Below are 20,027 nucleotides of genomic sequence, written 5' to 3'. Positions count from 1 at the left end.
GCTCCCGCCTCCTGCATCAAACACAGGAGGCGCACCTTCGCAATACCCCCGCGCTATCCATGCACGCCATGATCGAACCACTGATCGTCCCGGCGTTGCCAAACCCAATGACAACTGTATAAATACCCAGCTCGACGGGCGATGTTGCCCGCGCCTACCGAACCGGACGTTCGATGCGCCAGGCCCTGGAAAACCCCTTCTATTACCTCGACAATTTCTGCCAGGTACTCGCCTGGGTCGGCGAGCGCCACGGTGATTTGCTGGACGACGACGAACGCGCGTTCCTTGATCGCTTCCCACAGATTCCTCAAGCCTCGCAGGCCCTACTGGTGCGCATGGTGATGCGTAAAGGCACGCTGTTTCGCGCCAGCAAATTGCGCTACGAGGAGATCGGTTGTCCGTTGCAGGCTTCGGCTATGCTGATCGAGCACGGCTGGATCGAGGCTAACCCGGTGCTGGATCTCGTCCAGCTGTTCGGCCTGCTGAAGAAAGATGAATTGCTGCGCGTGTTCGGCGGCGCCGCCAACGGCCAGCGCAAGGGCGATCTGCTCCAGACCTTGCTGGCTGAACATGAGCAGGCAAAATCCTTCGCCAGCTGGTGCGAAATGCTCGGTGAAGCGGCGTTCGGCCTGACCATCGGCGACCTGTGCGACCGGCTGCGGCTGATGTTCTTCGGCAATATTCATCAGGACTGGTCCGAATTCGTGCTTGCCGATCTGGGCATCTTCCGTTACGAGCAGGTCGCCTTCTCCCCGGCTTCCCGTGCCTTCCACGCGCGCTCCGAGGTGGATGCCTACTTGCATCTGCATCGCTGCCGCGAACGTTTCGATGCTGGTGAGGCGGTCGAAACCGTGCTGCTGGATATCCCGGCGACGCCATACGCCAACGACTGGCTGGAAAACCGCCGCGGCAAGCTGCTGCTGAGCCTGGCCCGACAATGCGAGCGCAACGGTGATCTGTCCCTGGCGTTGCAGCTGCACGCCGCCAACCGCTACCCAGGTGCACGCGAGCGCGCAATCCGCGTACTGGAGCGTTGTGACCAGCCGCAAGCCGCGTTGCAACTGGCTCTGGTCGCCCAGGCCGCGCCTGAAAGCGAGCACGAAGCCCAGCAGCTGCAACGCATCCTGCCGCGTCTGCGGCGCACCCTGGGTAAACCCGCCGCGCGCCGCGCCAGCATTGCCCAGCCGGAACGAATCAACCTGATCTTGCCCAGGCCGAACGGAATGAGTGTCGAGCACGCGGTGCGCGAACACCTGACACGCGACGATGCGCCCGTCTACTACGTGGAAAACGCGCTGATCAATTCGCTGTTGGGCCTGCTCTGCTGGGAAGCGATTTTCGCGCCCTTGCCTGGGGCATTCTTTCACCCCTTTCACGCCGGGCCGGCAGACCTCGCGCGGCCCGACTTTCATACCCGTCGCGCCGATCTGTTCAGCGAATGCCTGAGCAAGCTCGGCACGGACGAATACCGCGACTGCATACGCCGGATGTATCAGCAGAAGTTCGGCCTGCAGTCGCAATTCGTCAGCTGGGGGCTGTTCGACGACACGCTGCTGGACGTGGCGCTCGACTGCATCCCGGCCGAGCATCTGCGCGCCTTTTTCCAGCGCATCCTGCAGGACGTGCCCAGCCACCGCAGCGGGCTACCGGATCTCGTTCAGTTTTGGCCCGGCGAACGGCGCTACCGGCTGATAGAAGTAAAAGGCCCCGGCGACCGCCTGCAGGACAACCAGAAACGCTGGATCGATTTTGCGTTGCGTCACGCCGTGCCGATTGCCGTCTGCTATGTGCAATGGGCCGAGGGCGACCGTTGAGCTATCGAGTCGCGGTCCGCGCGTTGTGTGAATTTACCGCCAAGACGGGTGATCTGGACCTTCGTTTCACGCCCTCTCCCACCGCGCTGGAAGGGATCGCCGGGCATGCCACGGTGACCGCTCGCCGAGCAGAGGGATACGAGCGCGAAGTGGCGTTGGAGGGGACATACGTGGATTTGCTGGTTCGTGGTCGCGCCGATGGTTACGACCCGGCGAAGAATCAGCTCGAGGAAATCAAGACCTACCGCGGCGACCTCTCGCGCCAGCCCGCCAACCATCGCCAGTTGCATTGGGCGCAGGCCAAGATCTACGGCTGGCTGTTGTGTGCGTCACGGGAGTTGATCTCGCTGAATGTAGCGCTGGTGTACTTCGATGTGGTGAGCCAGAAGGAAACGCTGCTGGTCGAAACCTACAGCGCGACGCAGCTGCAGGCGTTTTTCGAAACCCAGTGTCAGCGTTTCATCGCTTGGGCCGAGCAGGAACTGGCTCATCGACGTGAACGGGACCAGGCACTGGCCGAACTGAAGTTCCCCTATGTCGAGTTCCGCCATGGTCAGCGGCAACTGGCCGAAGCAGTGTACAAGGCGGCCTGCACCGGCACGCATCTCATGGCGCAGGCGCCGACGGGCATCGGCAAGACGCTCGCCACGCTGTTTCCGCAGCTAAAGGCGTTCCCCGGTCAGCAGTTGGACAAGCTGTTCTTTCTTGCGGCCAAGACTTCTGGACGGCAATTGGCGCTGGATGCGCTGAACAGCCTGACGACCGACGCGGGGCCCTTGCGGATATTGGAACTGACTGCGCGCGACAAGGCCTGCGAGCACCCGGACAAGGCTTGTCACGGCGAGTCCTGCCCGCTTGCTCGTGGATTCTATGATCGCCTCCCGGCGGCGCGTGCCGAGGCGATGACGTATCCGATGCTCGACCAGAAAGCATTGCGCGAGACAGCGCTGCGCCATCAGATATGTCCTTATTACCTCAGCCAGGAATTGGCCCGATGGGCCGATGTGGTGGTGGGCGATTACAACTATTACTTCGACATGAGCGCCCTGCTCCACAGCCTGACGCTGGTCAATCAATGGCACATCAGCGTGCTGGTGGACGAGGCTCACAATCTGTTGGAACGCGGCCGGAGTATGTACACCGCAGAGCTGGATATCAGGCACTTCAAGGGTTTACGAAAAACAGCTCCCGCACCGCTGAAGAAGCCGATCGAGCGAATCCTACGCAGCTGGGGCGACGTGCACCGTCCGCAAATCGATACTTATGAGGTGCAGCCGGAACTGCCGCAAAAACTCATCGGCGCGCTGCAACAGGCTATCAGTGCGATCACCGATTACCTCGGCGAACAACCGGCTGGCATCGATCCCGCCTTGCAGAGTGCGTATTTCGACGCGATGCACTTCTGTCGCCTGGCCGAGTCGTTCGGGCCACATTCGCTTTTCGACTGCACGCTGCTGCCACAACGCAGCGTTCATGGTGGCCGAAGCTCGATTCTCTGCATCCGCAACCTATTACCGGCGCCTTTTCTCGGCCCGCGTTTTCGAGAGGCACGTTCCTGCGTGCTGTTTTCGGCCACGCTCAACCCGAGGCCGTTCTATTCCGACACCTTGGGGTTGCCGCCGAATCATGTCTGGATCGATGTCGAATCGCCCTTTCGAGCCGAGCAGCTGGAAGTGCGCCTGGCGCGCCATATCTCCACCCGCTATCAGGACCGCGCCGCCTCGCTGCAGGCCATCGTCGATCTGCTCGCGCAGCAGTATCACCAGCGCCCCGGCAACTACCTGGCGTTCTTCAGCAGTTTCGATTACCTGCAACAAGTGACCAGGCTGCTGGCGGCGCAGCATCCGAATCTGCCGTTCTGGGAACAGACGCGCGGCATGCCTGAAACGGCTCGCAGCGCCTTTCTTGGGCGCTTCACCGAGGAGAGTTGCGGCATCGGTTTTGCGGTTCTGGGCGGTGCCTTCGCCGAGGGCATCGATTTGCCTGGGAACAGGTTGATTGGCGCCTTCATCGCGACGCTAGGCCTGCCGCAGGTCAACCCGGTGAATGAGCAGATGAAGGCTCGAATGGATGAACTGTTTGGCGCCGGCTACGACTACACCTACCTCTACCCCGGCTTGCAGAAGGTCGTACAAGCTGCGGGCCGAGTCATCCGTACCACCGACGACCAAGGCGTCGTCCATCTAATTGATGACCGCTTTGCACGTCCAAACGTCAGACAACTTCTGCCCGGTTGGTGGAACGCTATTTCTTGATGTCCTTTAGATTTAGATCCCTTCACGGCGCGTCCAGACCGCAAGGACAGCGCTGCGCCTACCCCTGCAGCTTAATAGCCTCGCTTAGACAAAAGTCTCACGCCTTACATTTCTTTACAGATTGCATTGACAAGCATTCGGCTGTCGCCATAATTCGACATGTCATATGACGACTGATAACAGATATGCGTCAAGACATGCGCCGCCTGCGTGCGGTCGCGCTACACCCCGTCTCGCCTATCGCCGTACGGCTAAGCGGGACGGATACATCAAAAAAGGGAGCACAACAACAATGACCCCACGCAATCCATTGTCCGCCGCCGTTTTCGCGGGCACGCTGTCGCTGGCGCTTGGCATACCCGCTGCTGCTCACGCAGCGGAAGGCTTTGTCGAAGGCAGCAAAGTCACCTTGAACGCACGTAACTTCTACATCAACCGCAACTTCGTCGATCCAGCCTATAACGGTGGTCAGAACAAGGCCGAAGAATGGACGCAGAGCTTCATTCTCAACGTTCAGTCCGGCTATACGCCCGGTCCGATCGGCTTTGGCGTCGATGCGCTGGCCATGCTGTCGGTCAAGCTGGATGGCGGCGGCGGCACTTACGGAACGGCCCTGCTGCCGACGCACGGCACGGGCGATGATCGTCACCCCGCCGATGATTTCGGCCGCATCGCCGTAGCTGCGAAAGCCAAAATCTCGGAAACCGAAATCCGCGTCGGTGAATGGCAGGTAGTCGTACCGGTACTGCGCGCGGATGACGGGCGTTCGCTGCCGCAGACATTCGAGGGCGGCATGATCACTTCCAAGGAGATCAGCAACCTGACGCTGTACGGCGGCCAGATGCGCCAGAACAGCACCCGTGACGACGCCAGCATGGAAGACATGGTCTTCGGCGGCGCGAGTTCGGATCGCTTCAACTTCGCCGGTGGCGAATACGCCTTCACCGACCAGACCAAGGTCGGCCTGTGGCATGCCCGCCTCGAAGACATCTACCAGCAGAGCTACGTCCAGTTGCTGCACACCCAGCCTATCAGTGACAACCTCGCCTTCACGGCAAATCTCGGCTACTTCACCGGCAAGGATGAAGGTAGCGCGCTGGCCGGCGACCTGGACAACAAGACCTATTCCGGTCTGTTCGGCCTGCAAACCGGTGCCCATACCTTCTACGTCGGTTTGCAGAAAGTCAGCGGTGATCAGTGGATGCGCGTCAACGGTACCAGCGGCGCTTCGCTGGCCAACGACAGCTTCAACTCCGCCTACGACGCCGCCGATGAGCGTTCCTGGCAGCTGCGTCATGACTACAACTTCGCAGGTGTTGGCGTTCCTGGGCTAACCCTGATGAACCGCTACATCAGCGGTGACAACATCACAACCGCAAGCGGTGACGAAGGCAAGGAATGGGGCCGCGAGTCCGAACTGGCTTACACCGTGCAAAGTGGTGCGTTCAAGAACCTGAACATCAAGTGGCGTAACTCCAGCATGCGTCGGGACAACTCGTTCAGCAACAACGAGTTCGACGAGAATCGTCTGATCTTCAACTATCCGATTTCGATCCTGTAAGCATCATTCACCACGCTGGACGCAACACTCCTCGCTCCTGTTGCGGAAACTTTGCCCGTCCTTGTGACGGGCTTTTTTCGTCCCGCGAACGAGCATGTGCGGGCGGCTGTGCGAGGCGGAGACAGTGATGGGTTGCACCCATCCTACGAAGCGGTGATGCTTTTTCGCATGAGGCGTGGCGCTGGATGATATGCAGGCGGGATACCCGTCGATAGACGTTGCGGCCGACACAATGCGCAGGCCCGCGCTGAAGAATGGCTGGTCGGGACTCTTCTACGATCCCGCGCGGACCACCCGCTCGATGCTGAGCCGGCAACTGACCCGCATGACATCGCCGGGCTCCAGGGTGCGCATTCCGTTCGCCATCGGATCGCTCATGCCGAGCGCGTTGTTGGCGTGGGACACCGGTTCCACCGCGAAAAAACCCATCTCCGCGGGCGGCGTGAACACCACCAGATGCCTCACCTCACTCGTCATTGTCAGCTCGATACCTTTGCCCGGCCAACCGATCTGCGCCGGCCCATTCCAACCGACGAAGCAGTTGTCCAGGTTCGGGGACTCCAGGCGCCGTGGCTGCCGAAAATCCCACTGGGTCGGCACTTCCTTTAACTCAGCCGGCAAGTTTCGCTCATCGCTCAGCCAAACCGACTGCGCGGAGAATTGCAGGATGCACGCGTCATGACGGGCGAAATACGGGTGCCAGCCGAGGCCGGCGGGCATCGATCGCGTATCGATGTTGCGCAGGCTCAGGCGTAGATCAACGCCCTGCTCGTCCAGACGCAGCTCATGTTCGAGATCGAAGGCGAACGGCCAGTCCAGCGCCGCTTCGCCCTCGGGTCGATGGGTGAAATGCAGGCTCAGGTTGGCGGCGCCCTGTTCAGTCACGCTCCAGGCCCGCTTCCAGGCAACGCCATGAATCGGCAATGGGTGTTCGGCAGACAGGCTGCGCAGTGAATAGCGTTGGCCTTCGTGCTCGAAGGCAGCGTCACCGACCCGGTTGGAAAACGGTGCCAGCACGAAGCAGCCGGTGCGGCGTACGCTGTCGGAGCCGTCCCATGGTCGCAACAGGTCGATATCATCGACGCTCAGCCGTGTGATCGCCCCGCCCAACGCCGGGCAGACCGACAGTCGCAATGCGTCATGTCGCAGTTCGATCTCGGTCAGATCCGCTTGGAAGCCGGGCATTGAGGTGTTTCTCCTTGGCGAGCGCAGGCCCGCGAGAATTGAAATGTAAACGGCGCTCCACGCCAGCGCGCTTGTGGCTTGCGGCATGGCAGCGCCATGAGGACAACTCTAAAGGTGTCGGCCCCGAGCTTTTGGCCAAGCGCCGTGGCGACTAGCATCGCCTCAGTCTGCAGCGTACCGGTGAGTGCGCTCAGACTGCTGTCAGCACCTCTCCACGTTCGAGAAACGCACGTAGATTGGCGAACAACAGCTCCTCCATTGCCAGCCGCGTTTCCGCGGTGGCGCTGCCGATATGCGGCAGCAGGACGACATTGGGTAGCTCGAACAAAGCCGGCGGCACCTTGGGCTCTTCAGCGTAGACGTCGAGCCCCGCGCCGCCCAGCCGTCCTTCGAGCAGCGCCTCGACCAGTGCTGGCTCATCCACGACCGAACCGCGCGACACGTTGATCAGGATGCCGTTCGGGCCAAGCGCGTCCAATACGCTCCGATTGATCAGGTTGCGAGTGCTCGCCCCGCCCGGGCAAGTCAGCACGAGAAAATCGCTCCAGCGCGCCAGCTCGATCAGACTCGGCTCATAACCGTAAGCGCTGCCATCAACCGGTCGACGGTTGTGGTAACGCACCTGCATGTCGAAACCACTCGAGCGCTTGGCTACCGCCTCGCCGATGCGGCCAAGGCCGACGATACCGAGCCGTTTGCCGCTGACACTGGTCGCCAGCGGTAAACCGCCGGAAAGCCATTCGCCCGTGCGGACAAAGCGGTCGGCACGCGACATCTGCCGTGCACAGTCGATGATCAGCCCGAACGCCAGATCCGCCACGCAATCGTTGAGCACGTCCGGCGTGTTGCTCACAGGAATGCCGCGCGCCCGCGCCGCCGCCACGTCGATGGAGTCATAGCCGACACCGAAGCTGATGATCGCGCGCAAGTTGGGCAAGCGTTCGATCAGAGCCGCCGAGCACCCGAAACGCGCGGAAGTCACCACGACCTCGATACGGTGAGCCTGACCATCAAACAACGCATCGGCATCCTGCTCCCAGATGCGCAGCACCTCATGATCCGCAGCTAGGCTGCGGTTGAAACGTTCGGTAAGGGGGCCAAGCTGGAGAATGCAGGTCACGGGACTACCTCGAAAAGAATGGCGATTCGGTTCCAGCGCAGGGTACAGGGATGTGCTATTGGCTCAACCTGACGGGGCAATCAGGTGATGGGTGCTGGGTTGAACAAAGTGATGTCGTTGTGAATTTTGTGTTGCTCGGCCCAGGTCTTCTTCCGGCCGCTGGCGACATCCAGGTAGTAGTGGAACAGCTCCCAGCCCAACTCCTCAATGCTGGAACGCCCTGTGGCGATGCGCCCGGCGTCCACGTCGATCAGGTCTGGCCAGCGCTCGGCCAGTTCGGTGCGGGTCGAGACCTTGACTACCGGAGCCATGGCCAAGCCATAAGGCGTACCACGTCCGGTGGTGAACACGTGCAGGTTCATCCCCGCAGCCAACTGAAGCGTGCCGCAGACGAAATCGCTGGCCGGTGTCGCGCAATAGATCAGGCCCTTGCCGCTGAAGCGTTCGCCTGGGCCGAGTACGTCATTGATGGCGCTGCTGCCGGACTTGACGATGGAGCCCAAGGATTTCTCGACGATATTGGACAGGCCACCCTTCTTGTTGCCAGGCGTGGTGTTGGCGCTGCGATCCGCCGCGCCGCGCTCCAAGTATTGGTCGTACCAGTCCATTTCACGCACCAGCGCTTCGGCCACTTCTGGCGTTTCGGCGCGTGAGGTGAGCATGTAGATGGCGTCGCGCACTTCGGTCACTTCGGAAAACATCACCGTAGCGCCCGCGCGGATCAGAAGATCCGAGGCGTAGCCCAGCGCTGGATTGGCGGTGATACCGGAAAAGGCGTCGCTGCCACCGCATTGCATGCCAAGGATCAGTTCGGATGCTGGAACGGTTTCGCGCTGGCGACGATTCAGCTTTTGCAACCGCGTTTCGGCCAGCGCCATGATCTGTTCGATCATTTCCCCAAAGCCGGTGGTGGACTCTTGCAGGCGGTAGAGCCAGGGCTCGCTGAGATCGACCGAGGCGTCGCCCTCGTGCATCACCTGCTCGGCCTGCAGCTTCTCGCAGCCGAGGCTGATAACCAGGGCTTCGCCGCCAAGATTCGGATTGCGCGCAAGATTGCGCACGGTGCGGATCGGAATGTAGGCGTCCTTGGCGCTGATCGCCACGCCACAACCATAGCTATGCGTCAGCGCGACGACATCGTCGACGTTGGGGTACTTGGGCAGCAGCTCCTTGCGAATGCGCGCGACCGCATGATCGAGCACGCCGGTCACGCATTGCACGGTGGTGGTAATGCCGAGCACGTTGCGCGTGCCGACGGTGCCATCGGCGTTACGGTAGCCTTCGAAGGTGAAGCCTTCGAGCGGCTCGAGCCGCTGCGGTACGGCGTCGGCCATGGGCAGACTGTCGAGCGGCGGCGCTGAGGGCATGCGCAGCTGGGTTTCCTTGACCCATGAACCGCGGGCGATAGGTTCGAGCGCGTAACCGATGATCTGGCCGTAACGACGTACCGGCTGGTCAGGGGCGATGTCAACCAAAGCGACCTTGTGACTCTGCGGCACCGATTCGACCGTGACCAACCCATCTTCGAAGCGAGCTCCTGTCGGTACGCCACCATCGTTGACCACCACGGCCACGTTATCCGCTTCGTTCAGGCGGATATAACGAGGCGAGTCTTGATGCTGAATCAATTGCACGGTTTCGTTCATTTACGTCTCCGGAGCAGGCCGGTTGGAATTGTTGTTCGTATCGGTGAGCTGTGCGTTGGGATTTGGTGGGCTAAAGCCCACCCTACAGATGCCATGAGTGAGCGTGTCAGCCGTAGGGTGGGCTTCAGCCCACCGAAACTCACAAGCCGCCCCACCCTACTGGTCAACGCACCATGCAGGGCCGCTTGTTGTTGAACGTCCAATCCGGGATCAGGAACTGCATGGCGATGGCGTCATCGCGCGCGCCAAGCCCTTTCTCCAGATACAGCTCATGGGCGTTGTGCAGCGCATCCTGATCCAGCTCTACACCAAGACCCGCCTTGGCCGGCACGGCGACCTTGCCGCCAACGATCTGCAACGGTTCACGGGTCAGATATTGGCCGTCCTGCCAGATCCAATGGGTGTCGATCGCGGTGATCTTGCCCGGCGCCGCCGCGGCCACGTGGGTGAACATCGCCAGCGAAATGTCGAAATGATTGTTGGAATGCGAGCCCCAGGTCAGGCCCCAGTCATGGCACATCTGCGCAACGCGCACCGAACCGCTCATGGTCCAGAAATGCGGATCGGCCAGCGGAATATCCACCGACTGCAGTTGAACGGTATGGCCCATCTGCCGCCAATCGGTGGCGATCATATTGGTTGCAGTCGGCAGGCCAGTGGCGCGGCGGAATTCGGCCATGACTTCACGACCGGAGTACCCGTTCTCGGCACCGCACGGGTCTTCGGCATAGGCCAGGACACCGTGCAGGTCTCTGCACAGCTCGATGGCTTCGGCCAGTGACCAGGCCCCGTTGGGGTCCAGAGTGATGCGTGCATCGGGGAAACGCTCGGCCAGCGCGCGGATCGCCTTGACCTCTTCGCGGCCCGGCAACACGCCACCCTTGAGTTTGAAATCCTTGAAGCCGTAACGCTCGTAGGCCGCTTCGGCCTGGCGAACGACCGTCTCGGGGGTCAGCGCTTCTTCATTGCGTACGCGAAACCAGGCATCGCTGGCATCCGACTCGTCTCGGTAACCGAGGTCAGTCTTGTTGCGATCGGCAATGAAGAACAGATAGCCGAGCATCTCGACTTCGTCGCGCTGCTGGCCGTCTCCGAGTAGGGCCGCAACCGGCACGCCGAGGTGTTGGCCGAGCAAATCGAGCAGTGCCGACTCCAGCGCAGTGATGGCATGGATGGCGATACGCAGATCGAAGGTCTGCAGGCCGCGACCGCCAACATCGCGGTCGGCAAAAGCCTTGCGCGCCTGATTCAGAAGAGCGTTGTAATTGCCGACCGACTGACCGACAAGGATGGAGCGTGCATCTTCCAGGGTCTGGCGAATCGCCTCGCCACCGGGGACTTCACCGACTCCGGTATTGCCGGCGCTGTCTTTGAGAATGAGGATGTTGCGGGTGAAATACGGACCATGTGCGCCGCTCAGATTGAGCAGCATGCTGTCCTGACCGGCGACCGGAACCACCTGAAGTTCGGTGACGACCGGAGCGCCTCGATTCGCAGAATTGTTCATACGCTTCTCTCTATTGTTCTTATGGTCCGCTGCGCGAAAACGAATCTGCCGCCATGGATTGCAACTCGCCGAGTTGCTCGAGCGACTCGGCGAGTTGCGTCACATGAAGCGGCACGGCTGATCAGCCGATGTAAGTGGTCTTCACCGTCGTGTAGAACTCCTGGGCATAACGCCCTTGCTCACGCGGGCCGTAGGACGAGCCTTTGCGGCCACCGAACGGCACGTGGTAATCCACGCCGGCGGTCGGCAGGTTGACCATCACCATCCCCGCCTGGGAATGACGCTTGAAGTGATTGGCGTACTTCAGCGAGGTCGTGCAGATGCCGGCGGACAGCCCGAACTCGGTGTCGTTGGCCATCGCCAGGGCTTCGTCGTAATCCTTCACGCGGACCACGTTGGCCACCGGTCCGAAGATTTCTTCACGGCTGATGCGCATGTCGGCGGTGCTGTCGACGAACAGTGTCGGCGCGAGGAAGTAACCGTCGGTGCCGCACTTGACGCGCTCACCGCCACAGGCCAGGCGCGCGCCCTCTTCCTTGCCGATTTCGATGTATCGCAGGTCCTGTTCCAGCTGGGCTTCGGAAACCACCGGACCGACGTCCACGCCCTGCTCCAGGGCCGAGCCGACCTTGATCTTCTTGATGCGCTCGATCATGGCTTCGACGAAACGGTCATAGATACCTTCGGTGACGATAATGCGGCTGGACGCGGTGCAGCGTTGGCCAGTCGAATAGAAGGCGCTCTGGGTAGCCAGTTCGACGGCCGTGTTGAGGTCGGCGTCATCGAGGATGATCTGCGGATTCTTGCCGCCCATCTCCAGCTGAACCTTGGCATGACGGCCGACACAGGTCGCAGCGATGCCACGTCCGACACCGACCGAGCCGGTGAAGCTGACGCCATCGACGCGTTTGTCGTTGACGATGGCTTCGCCGACTTCACGGCCCTTGCCCATCACCAGATTGAACACGCCTGCCGGGAAGCCAGCGCGGGAAATGATTTCGGCGATGGCCCAGGCGCAGCCAGGGACCAGATCAGCCGGCTTGATGACCACGCAGTTGCCGTAAGCCAGCGCCGGAGCGATCTTCCAGGCTGGAATGGCGATGGGGAAGTTCCAGGGGGTGATCAGACCGATCACGCCCAGTGGCTCACGGGTTACCTCGACGCTCACGCCCGGACGGACCGACTGCAGGGTTTCGCCGGCCTGACGCAGGCATTCGCCAGCGAAGAACTTGAAGATGTTGCCGGCGCGAGCCACTTCGCCGATGGCTTCGGGCAATGTCTTGCCCTCTTCGCGGGCCAGAAGCGCGCCTAGCTCTTCGCGGCGGGCAAGGATTTCCAGACCGACTTTCTCAAGCGCATCGGCGCGTACCTGGATGCCCGACGTAGACCACGCCGGGAATGCCTTGCGTGCTGCTGTGACGGCGGCCTCGACCTGTGCAGCGTCCGCCTGGGCGTATTCGCCGATGACGTCCGCAAGATCGGATGGGTTGATGTTGGCCTGATAGTTCTTGCCGGTTACCCATTGGCCATCGATGTAGTTGTCGTAACGTTTTACGTCTGCCACGGAGCTCTCTCCTGCGTGAGGTCCGCCGACCGCGCCATGCCAATGGATGGCGGGCGCGGACGGCGGGTGGGGCGAGTGATAGATCGGGCTGGACCGTTATTGAGCGCCCTGCTTTTCGACCAAAGCGGCGAGCGCTTCGTATTCTTCGGGTCGCAGCTCGGTCAAGGGTGCGCGAACCGGGCCGGCATCGTAACCAGCGATACGTGCGCCAGCCTTGACGATGCTGACCGCGTAGCCCTTGCAACGGTTGCGAATGTCGAGATACGGCAGGAAGAAATCATCGATCAGCTTACCGACGGTTTCGTGATCCTCGCGGGCGACGGCATGGTAGAACTCCATCGCCATCTTCGGAACGAAGTTGAACACCGCCGATGAATAGACCGGAACGCCGAGTGCCTTGTATGCCGCGGCATAGACTTCGGCAGTCGGCAGGCCACCCAGATAGGTCAGACGCTCGCCGAGACGACGACGGATGGACACCATCAGCTCGATATCGCCCAGGCCGTCCTTGTAACCGATCAGGTTTGGGCAGCGTTCGGCCAGTTGCTCGAGCAGAGGCGCAGTCAGGCGGCATACGTTGCGGTTGTAGACCACCACACCGATATTGACCGACTTGCACACCTCCTCGACGTGTTTGGCGACACCTTCCTGGCTGGCTTCGGTCAGGTAATGAGGCAGCAACAGCAGACCTTTCGCCCCCAGACGCTCCGCTTCTTGGGCATAGGCGATGGCCTGACGAGTCGGGCCACCGACACCGGCGAGAATCGGCACCTGCCCGGCGCAGGTATCGACCGCTGTCTTGATGATTTCAGGATATTCCTGAGAGGTCAGCGAGAAGAATTCGCCAGTGCCACCCGCAGCGAAAAGTGCCGTCGCACCATAAGGTGCCAGCCATTCCAGGCGCTTGATATAACCGGCACGGTTGAAGTCGCCCTGCTGGTCGAAATCGGTGAGCGGGAAGGACAGCAGACCAGAAGAGAGGATGGCCTTCAGTTCTTGTGGATTCATTGTTCGAGCATCCTAATGAAACTAATCGGTATGAGTGGGGCCGCAGCCTTGGAGATACGTTATCGTACAACTATTATGAATGCTAGCCGTTTGTAGAAGTTTCTCGAACGGCTCATTGACGGCACCTTTGAATGGCATAGAACGAGCGATAGATGTCCGATGGTTCGCAATAGCAAAGCAGTACCAAATGCAACATAAGATGCTTAACCGATGAATTACAAAGATGCAGTTTGGGACGTTTCAATTGTTTGACATCCACTCAGTGCACTGCTAAAAAACCAGTCAAGTCATACGACAACGTATAACAAAAACAGAGCTTAGAGCCATGTATCTCTCCCGCCCTCCTCTAGCGATCCGGCTGTCTCTTGCGCGTCGAGTTCCATTTGCGGCATCGATGAGCTCTGCACTGTTCGATTTTCACGTTACAGATCAAATCGACCTCACCGTCAGTCCGGGCTGCCCCGCTGCTGCAAAGCTGGCAGGAGACGCTCGGCCGTCGCGATACACAACTGATCAACCCTCGCTCACAACAACAATCAAGGAGCTATGCAGCAGATGCTAGACGCAAAGACGGCGACCCCGGCGGTAACTGAAATGCAGGTGATTCCGGTGGCAGGTTACGACAGCATGCTGCTCAACCTCTGCGGCGCGCACTCTTCGTATTTCACCCGCAATCTGGTGATCCTCAAAGACAGCGCTGGCCGCACCGGTATCGGTGAAGTGCCGGGAGGCGAAGGCATCCGTCAGGCGCTCGAACGTACCAAGGGGCTGGTGATAGGCCAGCAGATCGGTCGCTACAACCGGGTATTGAATACGTTGCGCCATGCCATCGCAGGCGGCGCGGCTGGTGGTCCACAGACTACTCAGCATCAGGTCACCTCGGAGGCGGAAGCCGCCGTATTGAAGCAGCCGCACGAGATCAATCTGCGGCTGGACAACGTCATCACTGCGGTCGAAGCCGCCCTCCTCGACCTGCTCGGCCAGCATCTCGACGTGCCTGTGGCGGAGTTGCTCGGCAGCGGGCAGCAACGTGACAGCGTGCCGATGCTGGCGTACCTCTTCTATATAGGGGATCGCAATCGCACCGACCTGCCCTATCTCTCCGGTACCGGTTCAGCCGACGACTGGTACCACATCCGTCATCAAGAGGCAGTCACTCCCGAATCAATCGTTCGGCTGGCGGAGGCCGCCTCGGCGCGCTACGGCTTCAAGGATTTCAAACTCAAGGGCGGCGTGATGCGCGGCAGCGAGGAAATGCAGGCGATCGCCGGCATCAAGATGCGCTTCCCCGACGCGCGCGTCACGCTGGATCCCAATGGCGCATGGTCACTGGCCGAGGCCATCGAACTGTGCAAGGGCCAGGGCCATATCCTCGCGTATGCCGAAGACCCTTGCGGTCCGGAAAACGGTTACTCCGGTCGCGAAATCATGGCCGAATTCAAGCGTGCAACCGGTATCCCGACCGCTACCAACATGGTGGCGACCGACTGGCGGCAGATGGGACATTCGTTCCGCCTGGACGCCGTCGATATTCCGCTGGCCGATCCGCACTTCTGGACCATGCAAGGCTCGGTGCGCCTCGCTCAGCTATGCGAGCAGTTCGGCCTGACTTGGGGTTCGCACTCCAACAATCACTTCGATGTATCGCTGGCGATGTTCACCCACGCCGCCGCAGCCGCGCCCGGAAAGATCACCGCGATCGACACCCATTGGATCTGGCAGGAAGGCCAGGAGCGCCTGACCCGCGAGCCCCTGCAAATCGTTGGTGGCGAAGTACAGGTGCCCGACAAACCGGGCCTTGGTATCGAGCCGGACATGGACCGGATCATGGCCGCGCACGAGCTTTACAACAAAGTCGCCACTGGCGCCCGTGACGACGCCATGGCCATGCAGTACCTGGCGCCAGGCTGGAAATACGATCCCAAGCGACCCAGCCTGGGCCGTTCATGACCCCCAACGCGAGCCAAGCAGAACGATAAGACGAGCCGCACCCCCAACCGGAGAGACTTGACAATGAAAAAAGCAATTAGCGCCTCCCTTGTGTCCGCCGTACTGGCAACTGCCGTCAGCGGCGCGTTTGCCGCCGAGACCGAATGGCCCACGCGTCCGGTTCAGGTCGTCGTCATCGCCAATGCCGGCGGTGATACCGACTTCAATGCCCGCACCATGGCCAAGTACTTCACCAAGATCACCGGTGAAGCGATGGTTATAACCAACGTCGCCGGTGGCGGCGGCACCCTCGCCGCCGAACAGGTCAAGCAGGCCGATCCGGATGGCAACACCATTCTGTTCACCCACACCGGGCAAATGATCGTCAACGAAGTGGCGGGATTGAGCGAAGACAGCCTCGATGCCTTCGACATCTGTTGCATCGCCGGCGTCGACAAGGGGGCTATTTTCGTCGCTTCGAAAAGCTCCGGTCTGACCTCGCTGGAAGATCTGATCTCCAAATCCAAGGCCGAGCCAAGCAGCGTGACCTATGGCACCGAGATGGGCAGCTATTCGCACTTGCAAGGCCTGAAGTTCGAAGGCCTGACCGACACCACGCTGAAGATGGTCGACGCCGGTACGGTTTCCGAGAAGGTCGTCGCGCTACTGGGTAGCCGTATCGACCTCGCCGCAATCAGCTACGGGTCCGTTCAGGACTACATTGCCAGCGGCGAGATGGTGGCTCTCGGTCAACCCAACGACGAGCGCAACCCATTGCTCGGAGACGTCAAGACATTCAAAGAGCAAGGCGTCGACTTCGTCATGGATAAGCCCTACATCGTTGCCTTCCCGGACGGCACCGATCCGGCCATCGTGGACAAAATGGCAGGCATCGTGAAACAGATCACCGAAATGCCCGAGTACGCCGATGAGCTGCGCAAATCCTTCAAGCAGCCAGTCAGCTATTTCGGCAAGGAGGAGTCCATAGAGCGTCTGAAGAACACTCGCGAAGACTTCATGAAATACAAGGACGAGTTGCGCCAAAGCAAGTAAGCACCGCGACACGATGCCGGGCGCGCGCCCTGCGCCCGGCAATTCTCCCTCCGATACGAGAATCGCCATGCACACCTATAAGAGAAAGGAGTTGCTGGTCGGAGCGCTGATGCTGGGCGCTGGCCTGTTCTACCTGTTCCTGACCATGAACCTTCCGCGCAAAGGCGCCATTGACGCTTCCACCGTTCCCTACGTTCTGTCGATCGGGCTATGCCTGCTCGGTGTGCTGCAACTGCTGACCGCGACCAAGGCCACACAGCCACCGGCAGACCCAGATGCCGATGCAGAACTCCCCGACAGCACGCCGCCGGACTACCCCACCGTGTTCAAGACACTGGGATTGATCGCCGTGTACGTTGCGTTGCTGCAGAAAGTCGGCTTTCCGATCATGACTGTGCTGTATCTGTATGCGCAGTTCATCGTGATCACTCCGCGCGAGCGGAAGATCAACCATGTCGCTTATATCGTCATTGCGTTGGTGTCATCGGCCGTCATTTTCGTCACCTTCCGCCAGGGCTTCGATCTGATGCTCCCGGCCGGCTTTTTGAAATTCTAGGAGACGGCCATGATCGAACTCTTCCAGACCGGCTTCGCCGCGGTCTTCTCTCCCTACATTTTCATCCTGATCACGCTTGGCGTAGCCGTCGGCATCGTCTTTGGCGCGGTCCCCGGATTGTCGGCGACGATGGCGATTGCGCTCTGTCTGCCGCTCACCTATGCCATGGGTCCTGCCGCCGGGCTGTCGCTGCTGGTCGCGTTGTTCGTTGGCGCCACCTCGGGAGGCTTGATTTCGGCGATTCTGTTGAAGATTCCCGGAACGCCCGCCTCCATCGCCACCACCTTCGATGGCGGGCCGATGATGGAAAAAGGTGAAGGGTTGAAGGCGCTTGGTGTCGGCGTGGTGTTCTCCTTTCTCGGCACCATCTTCAGCATCGTCGCCCTGCTTTCGATCGCTCCTTCACTGGCCAAAATCGCCTTGCGCTTCGGGCCGCATGAATACTTTGCCATTGCGATCTTCTCGCTAACGCTGATTGCGACACTCTCCACCGGCTCGCTGCTTAAAGGCATCTATGCCGGCGTCCTGGGTTTTGCGTTCTCCACCGTAGGCATCGCGCCAGTCGACGCCATTCGCCGCTTCACCTTCGACTCGCCCAACCTGAACGGCGGCTTCGCCATGTTGACGGTCATGATCGGTATGTTCGCGGTGGCGGAGGTGATCAAGATCGCTGAGACCGGCCGGGCAGCGCACAAAACCAAAGTCGCCTCTGTAAGCATGAAAAACGTCAAGGGCTTCGGCTTTTCACTCAGGGAGTTTTTCGGGCAGATTCCAAACGCGTTCCGCTCGGGATTGATCGGCATCGGTATCGGCATCCTGCCGGGTATCGGCGCTGGTACTTCGAACATCGTCTCCTACATCATTGCCAAGAAACGCTCCAAACATCCCGAGCAGTTCGGCAAGGGCGCCGTCGAAGGCGTGGTCGCCAGTGAAACCGCGAACAACGCAGGCATCGGCAGCGCCATGATTCCGCTGATGACGCTCGGTATTCCAGGGGACACCGTCACCGCGATCCTGCTCGGTGGCTTCATGATCCACGGTATACAGCCCGGACCGCTGCTGTTCATCAGCCAGGGCGAGCTGGTCTACACCATCTTCGCGGCCCTGATCCTGGCCTCGGTTTTGATGTTGGTGCTGGAGTTCTATGGGCTACGGATCTTCATCAAACTGCTGGCCGTGCCCAAGCATATTCTGCTGCCGATCATCCTGGTTCTATGCGTGGTAGGTGCTTTCGGCTTGAGCAGTCGCGTGTTCGATGTCTGGACCATTCTGCTGTTCGGTCTGATTGGATACGGTTTCGTCAAAGGCGGGATGCCCGCAGCGCCATTCATCATTGGCTTCATCCTGGGTCCGATGGCCGAGACCAACCTGCGTCGCGGCCTGATGTTGTCGGATGGCGACTTCATGGGCTTTTTAACGAATCCGATCTCGGCCAGTTTTCTGTTGCTGGCGCTTGCGTCGGTGCTATGGCATCTCGTGACCGCGCTGCGCCACCAAAGGAGTGCCGTAACCAAGTTGCAGGGCGCCTGAAAACAAACTCCCCAGTTGCAGCAGAGACTGGGAGCTGTGCTAGATCGCCGACCGCGCCCTTTGGCGCGGTCTTTCGTTTGGTGACGCTGCCGACAATGATTTGCCGATGCGCTCGGACAGAGATACTCACGCGACTCCGTCATCATACAACTTAAGCGGAATATCGGAGTTTTTCCGCTACATGCTGGTGTGCGGGCCATCACGACTTTAGTGGGATGTGAAAACGCCGTACGGGTAGTTAGCGTGGTGGTCGATGCTACTGGCGGAGTGCTCGCAAGTCCGCACTGGATGGTTATTCCGTGCCCTCCAGTACCTCGCCTTTGGAAGGATTTTTCATAGATCGTTTGATGAAGCGTTATTCGCTCAGCGGGTTGACAAACACCTACTGCGACGCAAATAATCGAGCACAAGTCATCTGACAACCGATGACATCAAAAACAATAAGCGACAGGCAGACCCTCCATGACAAGTAAGACAACCACTGCCACACCCTTCAATCGCCTCCTGCTAACGGGAGCGGCAGGAGGTTTGGGCAAGGTGCTACGCGAAACGCTTCGCCCTTACGCCAATATCATTCGCCTCTCCGATATCGCCTCGATGGAGCCCGCTGCTGGCCCTCACGAAGAGGTCGTGACCTGTAACCTCGCCGACAAAGCCGCCGTACATGCCCTCTGCGAAGGCGTCGATGCCATCGCCCATTTTGGTGGGGTATCGGTCGAGCGGCCTTTCGAGGAAATTCTCGAAGGCAACATTCGCGGCGTGTTTCATGTCTACGAAGCCGCACGCAAGCACGGTATCAAGCGCGTTGTCTTCGCCAGCTCCAACCATGTGATCGGCTTCTACAAGCAGACCGAAAAAATCGACGCCAGCGTCGCACGCCGTCCGGACAGTTACTACGGCCTGTCCAAGTCCTACGGCGAGGACATGGCAAGCTTCTATTTCGATCGTTACGGCATCGAGACCGTCAGCATCCGCATTGGCTCTTCGTTCCCCGAACCGCTCAACCGTCGCATGATGGCCAGCTGGCTCAGCTATCGCGACCTGACCGACCTGATCGGCCGTTCGTTGTTCACGCCTGACGTTGGCCACACCGTGGTGTACGGCGCATCGGCGAACCGTGACGTCTGGTGGGACAATCGCATGGCGGCCCATCTGGGCTTCGAACCCAAGGACACATCCGAGGTGTTCCGCGAAAAGGTCGAAGCGCAACCGCCCTACGCTGCCAATGATCCTGCCTTGATCTACCAGGGCGGCGCGTTCTGCGAAGCAGGTCCATTCGACGATTGACTCTTCCCGCCA

At 60.3% G+C, this 20,027-nt stretch carries 14 protein-coding genes; 8 read left to right on the top strand and 6 right to left on the bottom strand.

Features of this window, described 5'->3' with window-relative positions; all coding sequences use genetic code 11:
- The first annotated feature begins 173 nt into the window (after window positions 1-173).
- From E0D86_RS04530 to E0D86_RS04520, 3 genes are all read left to right on the top strand, one after another.
- Window positions 174-1,814 (top strand): VRR-NUC domain-containing protein, encoded by a 1,641-nt coding sequence (locus tag E0D86_RS04530; RefSeq protein WP_131648767.1) that lies wholly within the window; start codon window positions 174-176, stop codon window positions 1,812-1,814.
- Complete coding sequence (locus E0D86_RS04525; RefSeq protein ID WP_131648766.1) at window positions 1,811-4,069, top strand: ATP-dependent DNA helicase; 2,259 nt, start codon at window positions 1,811-1,813, stop codon at window positions 4,067-4,069. Before E0D86_RS04530 ends, E0D86_RS04525 begins: the two co-directional genes overlap by 4 nt.
- A 292-nt stretch (window positions 4,070-4,361) precedes the next feature.
- Entirely contained in the window at window positions 4,362-5,630 is a 1,269-nt protein-coding gene (locus tag E0D86_RS04520) for an OprD family porin (protein ID WP_131648765.1), read from the top strand.
- A 273-nt stretch (window positions 5,631-5,903) separates the two neighbouring features.
- Here E0D86_RS04520 and E0D86_RS04515 read toward each other — a convergent pair whose 3' ends face one another.
- From E0D86_RS04515 to kdgD, 6 genes are all read right to left on the bottom strand, one after another.
- The gene (locus E0D86_RS04515; protein ID WP_131648764.1) at window positions 5,904-6,815 is read right to left on the bottom strand and encodes an aldose 1-epimerase; all 912 of its coding nucleotides are present in this window, start codon (window positions 6,813-6,815) and stop codon (window positions 5,904-5,906) included.
- Window positions 6,816-7,005: 190 nt separating this feature from the next.
- Entirely contained in the window at window positions 7,006-7,935 is a 930-nt protein-coding gene (locus tag E0D86_RS04510; RefSeq protein WP_131648763.1) for a 2-hydroxyacid dehydrogenase, read from the bottom strand.
- A gap of 80 nt (window positions 7,936-8,015) precedes the next feature.
- Window positions 8,016-9,569, bottom strand: coding sequence for a galactarate dehydratase (gene garD, locus E0D86_RS04505; protein ID WP_131648980.1), 1,554 nt, complete (start codon window positions 9,567-9,569; stop codon window positions 8,016-8,018).
- A 175-nt stretch (window positions 9,570-9,744) separates the two neighbouring features.
- Window positions 9,745-11,088, bottom strand: a complete 1,344-nt coding sequence (gudD, locus tag E0D86_RS04500) for a glucarate dehydratase (protein WP_131648762.1) — start codon at window positions 11,086-11,088, stop codon at window positions 9,745-9,747.
- 121 nt (window positions 11,089-11,209) lie between these two features.
- Complete coding sequence (locus E0D86_RS04495; protein WP_131648761.1) at window positions 11,210-12,652, bottom strand: aldehyde dehydrogenase family protein; 1,443 nt, start codon at window positions 12,650-12,652, stop codon at window positions 11,210-11,212.
- Between the two features lie 96 nt (window positions 12,653-12,748).
- Window positions 12,749-13,660, bottom strand: a complete 912-nt coding sequence (gene kdgD / locus E0D86_RS04490) for a 5-dehydro-4-deoxyglucarate dehydratase (protein ID WP_131648760.1) — start codon at window positions 13,658-13,660, stop codon at window positions 12,749-12,751.
- 555 nt (window positions 13,661-14,215) lie between these two features.
- On the opposite strand from kdgD, the gene E0D86_RS04485 reads away from it, so the two are divergent.
- From E0D86_RS04485 to E0D86_RS04465, 5 genes are all read left to right on the top strand, one after another.
- Window positions 14,216-15,610, top strand: coding sequence for an enolase C-terminal domain-like protein (locus E0D86_RS04485; protein WP_131648759.1), 1,395 nt, complete (start codon window positions 14,216-14,218; stop codon window positions 15,608-15,610).
- Window positions 15,611-15,673: 63 nt separating this feature from the next.
- Window positions 15,674-16,642, top strand: a complete 969-nt coding sequence (locus E0D86_RS04480) for a tripartite tricarboxylate transporter substrate binding protein (RefSeq protein WP_131648758.1) — start codon at window positions 15,674-15,676, stop codon at window positions 16,640-16,642.
- 67 nt (window positions 16,643-16,709) lie between these two features.
- Window positions 16,710-17,198: a tripartite tricarboxylate transporter TctB family protein gene (locus tag E0D86_RS04475; protein WP_131648757.1), complete on the top strand. Its 489-nt coding sequence runs from the start codon at window positions 16,710-16,712 to the stop codon at window positions 17,196-17,198.
- 9 nt (window positions 17,199-17,207) lie between these two features.
- Window positions 17,208-18,728: a tripartite tricarboxylate transporter permease gene (locus E0D86_RS04470; RefSeq protein WP_131648756.1), complete on the top strand. Its 1,521-nt coding sequence runs from the start codon at window positions 17,208-17,210 to the stop codon at window positions 18,726-18,728.
- A 462-nt stretch (window positions 18,729-19,190) separates the two neighbouring features.
- Window positions 19,191-20,015 carry an NAD(P)-dependent oxidoreductase gene (locus E0D86_RS04465; RefSeq protein WP_131648755.1) on the top strand — a complete coding sequence of 275 codons (825 nt, stop codon included), beginning with the start codon at window positions 19,191-19,193 and terminating at the stop codon, window positions 20,013-20,015.
- Window positions 20,016-20,027 lie beyond the last annotated feature (12 nt).

It is taken from the genome of Pseudomonas sp. IC_126, assembly GCF_004331835.1.
Lineage (GTDB): Bacteria > Pseudomonadota > Gammaproteobacteria > Pseudomonadales > Pseudomonadaceae > Stutzerimonas.
This window is presented reverse-complemented; position numbering and strand designations above follow the sequence as displayed.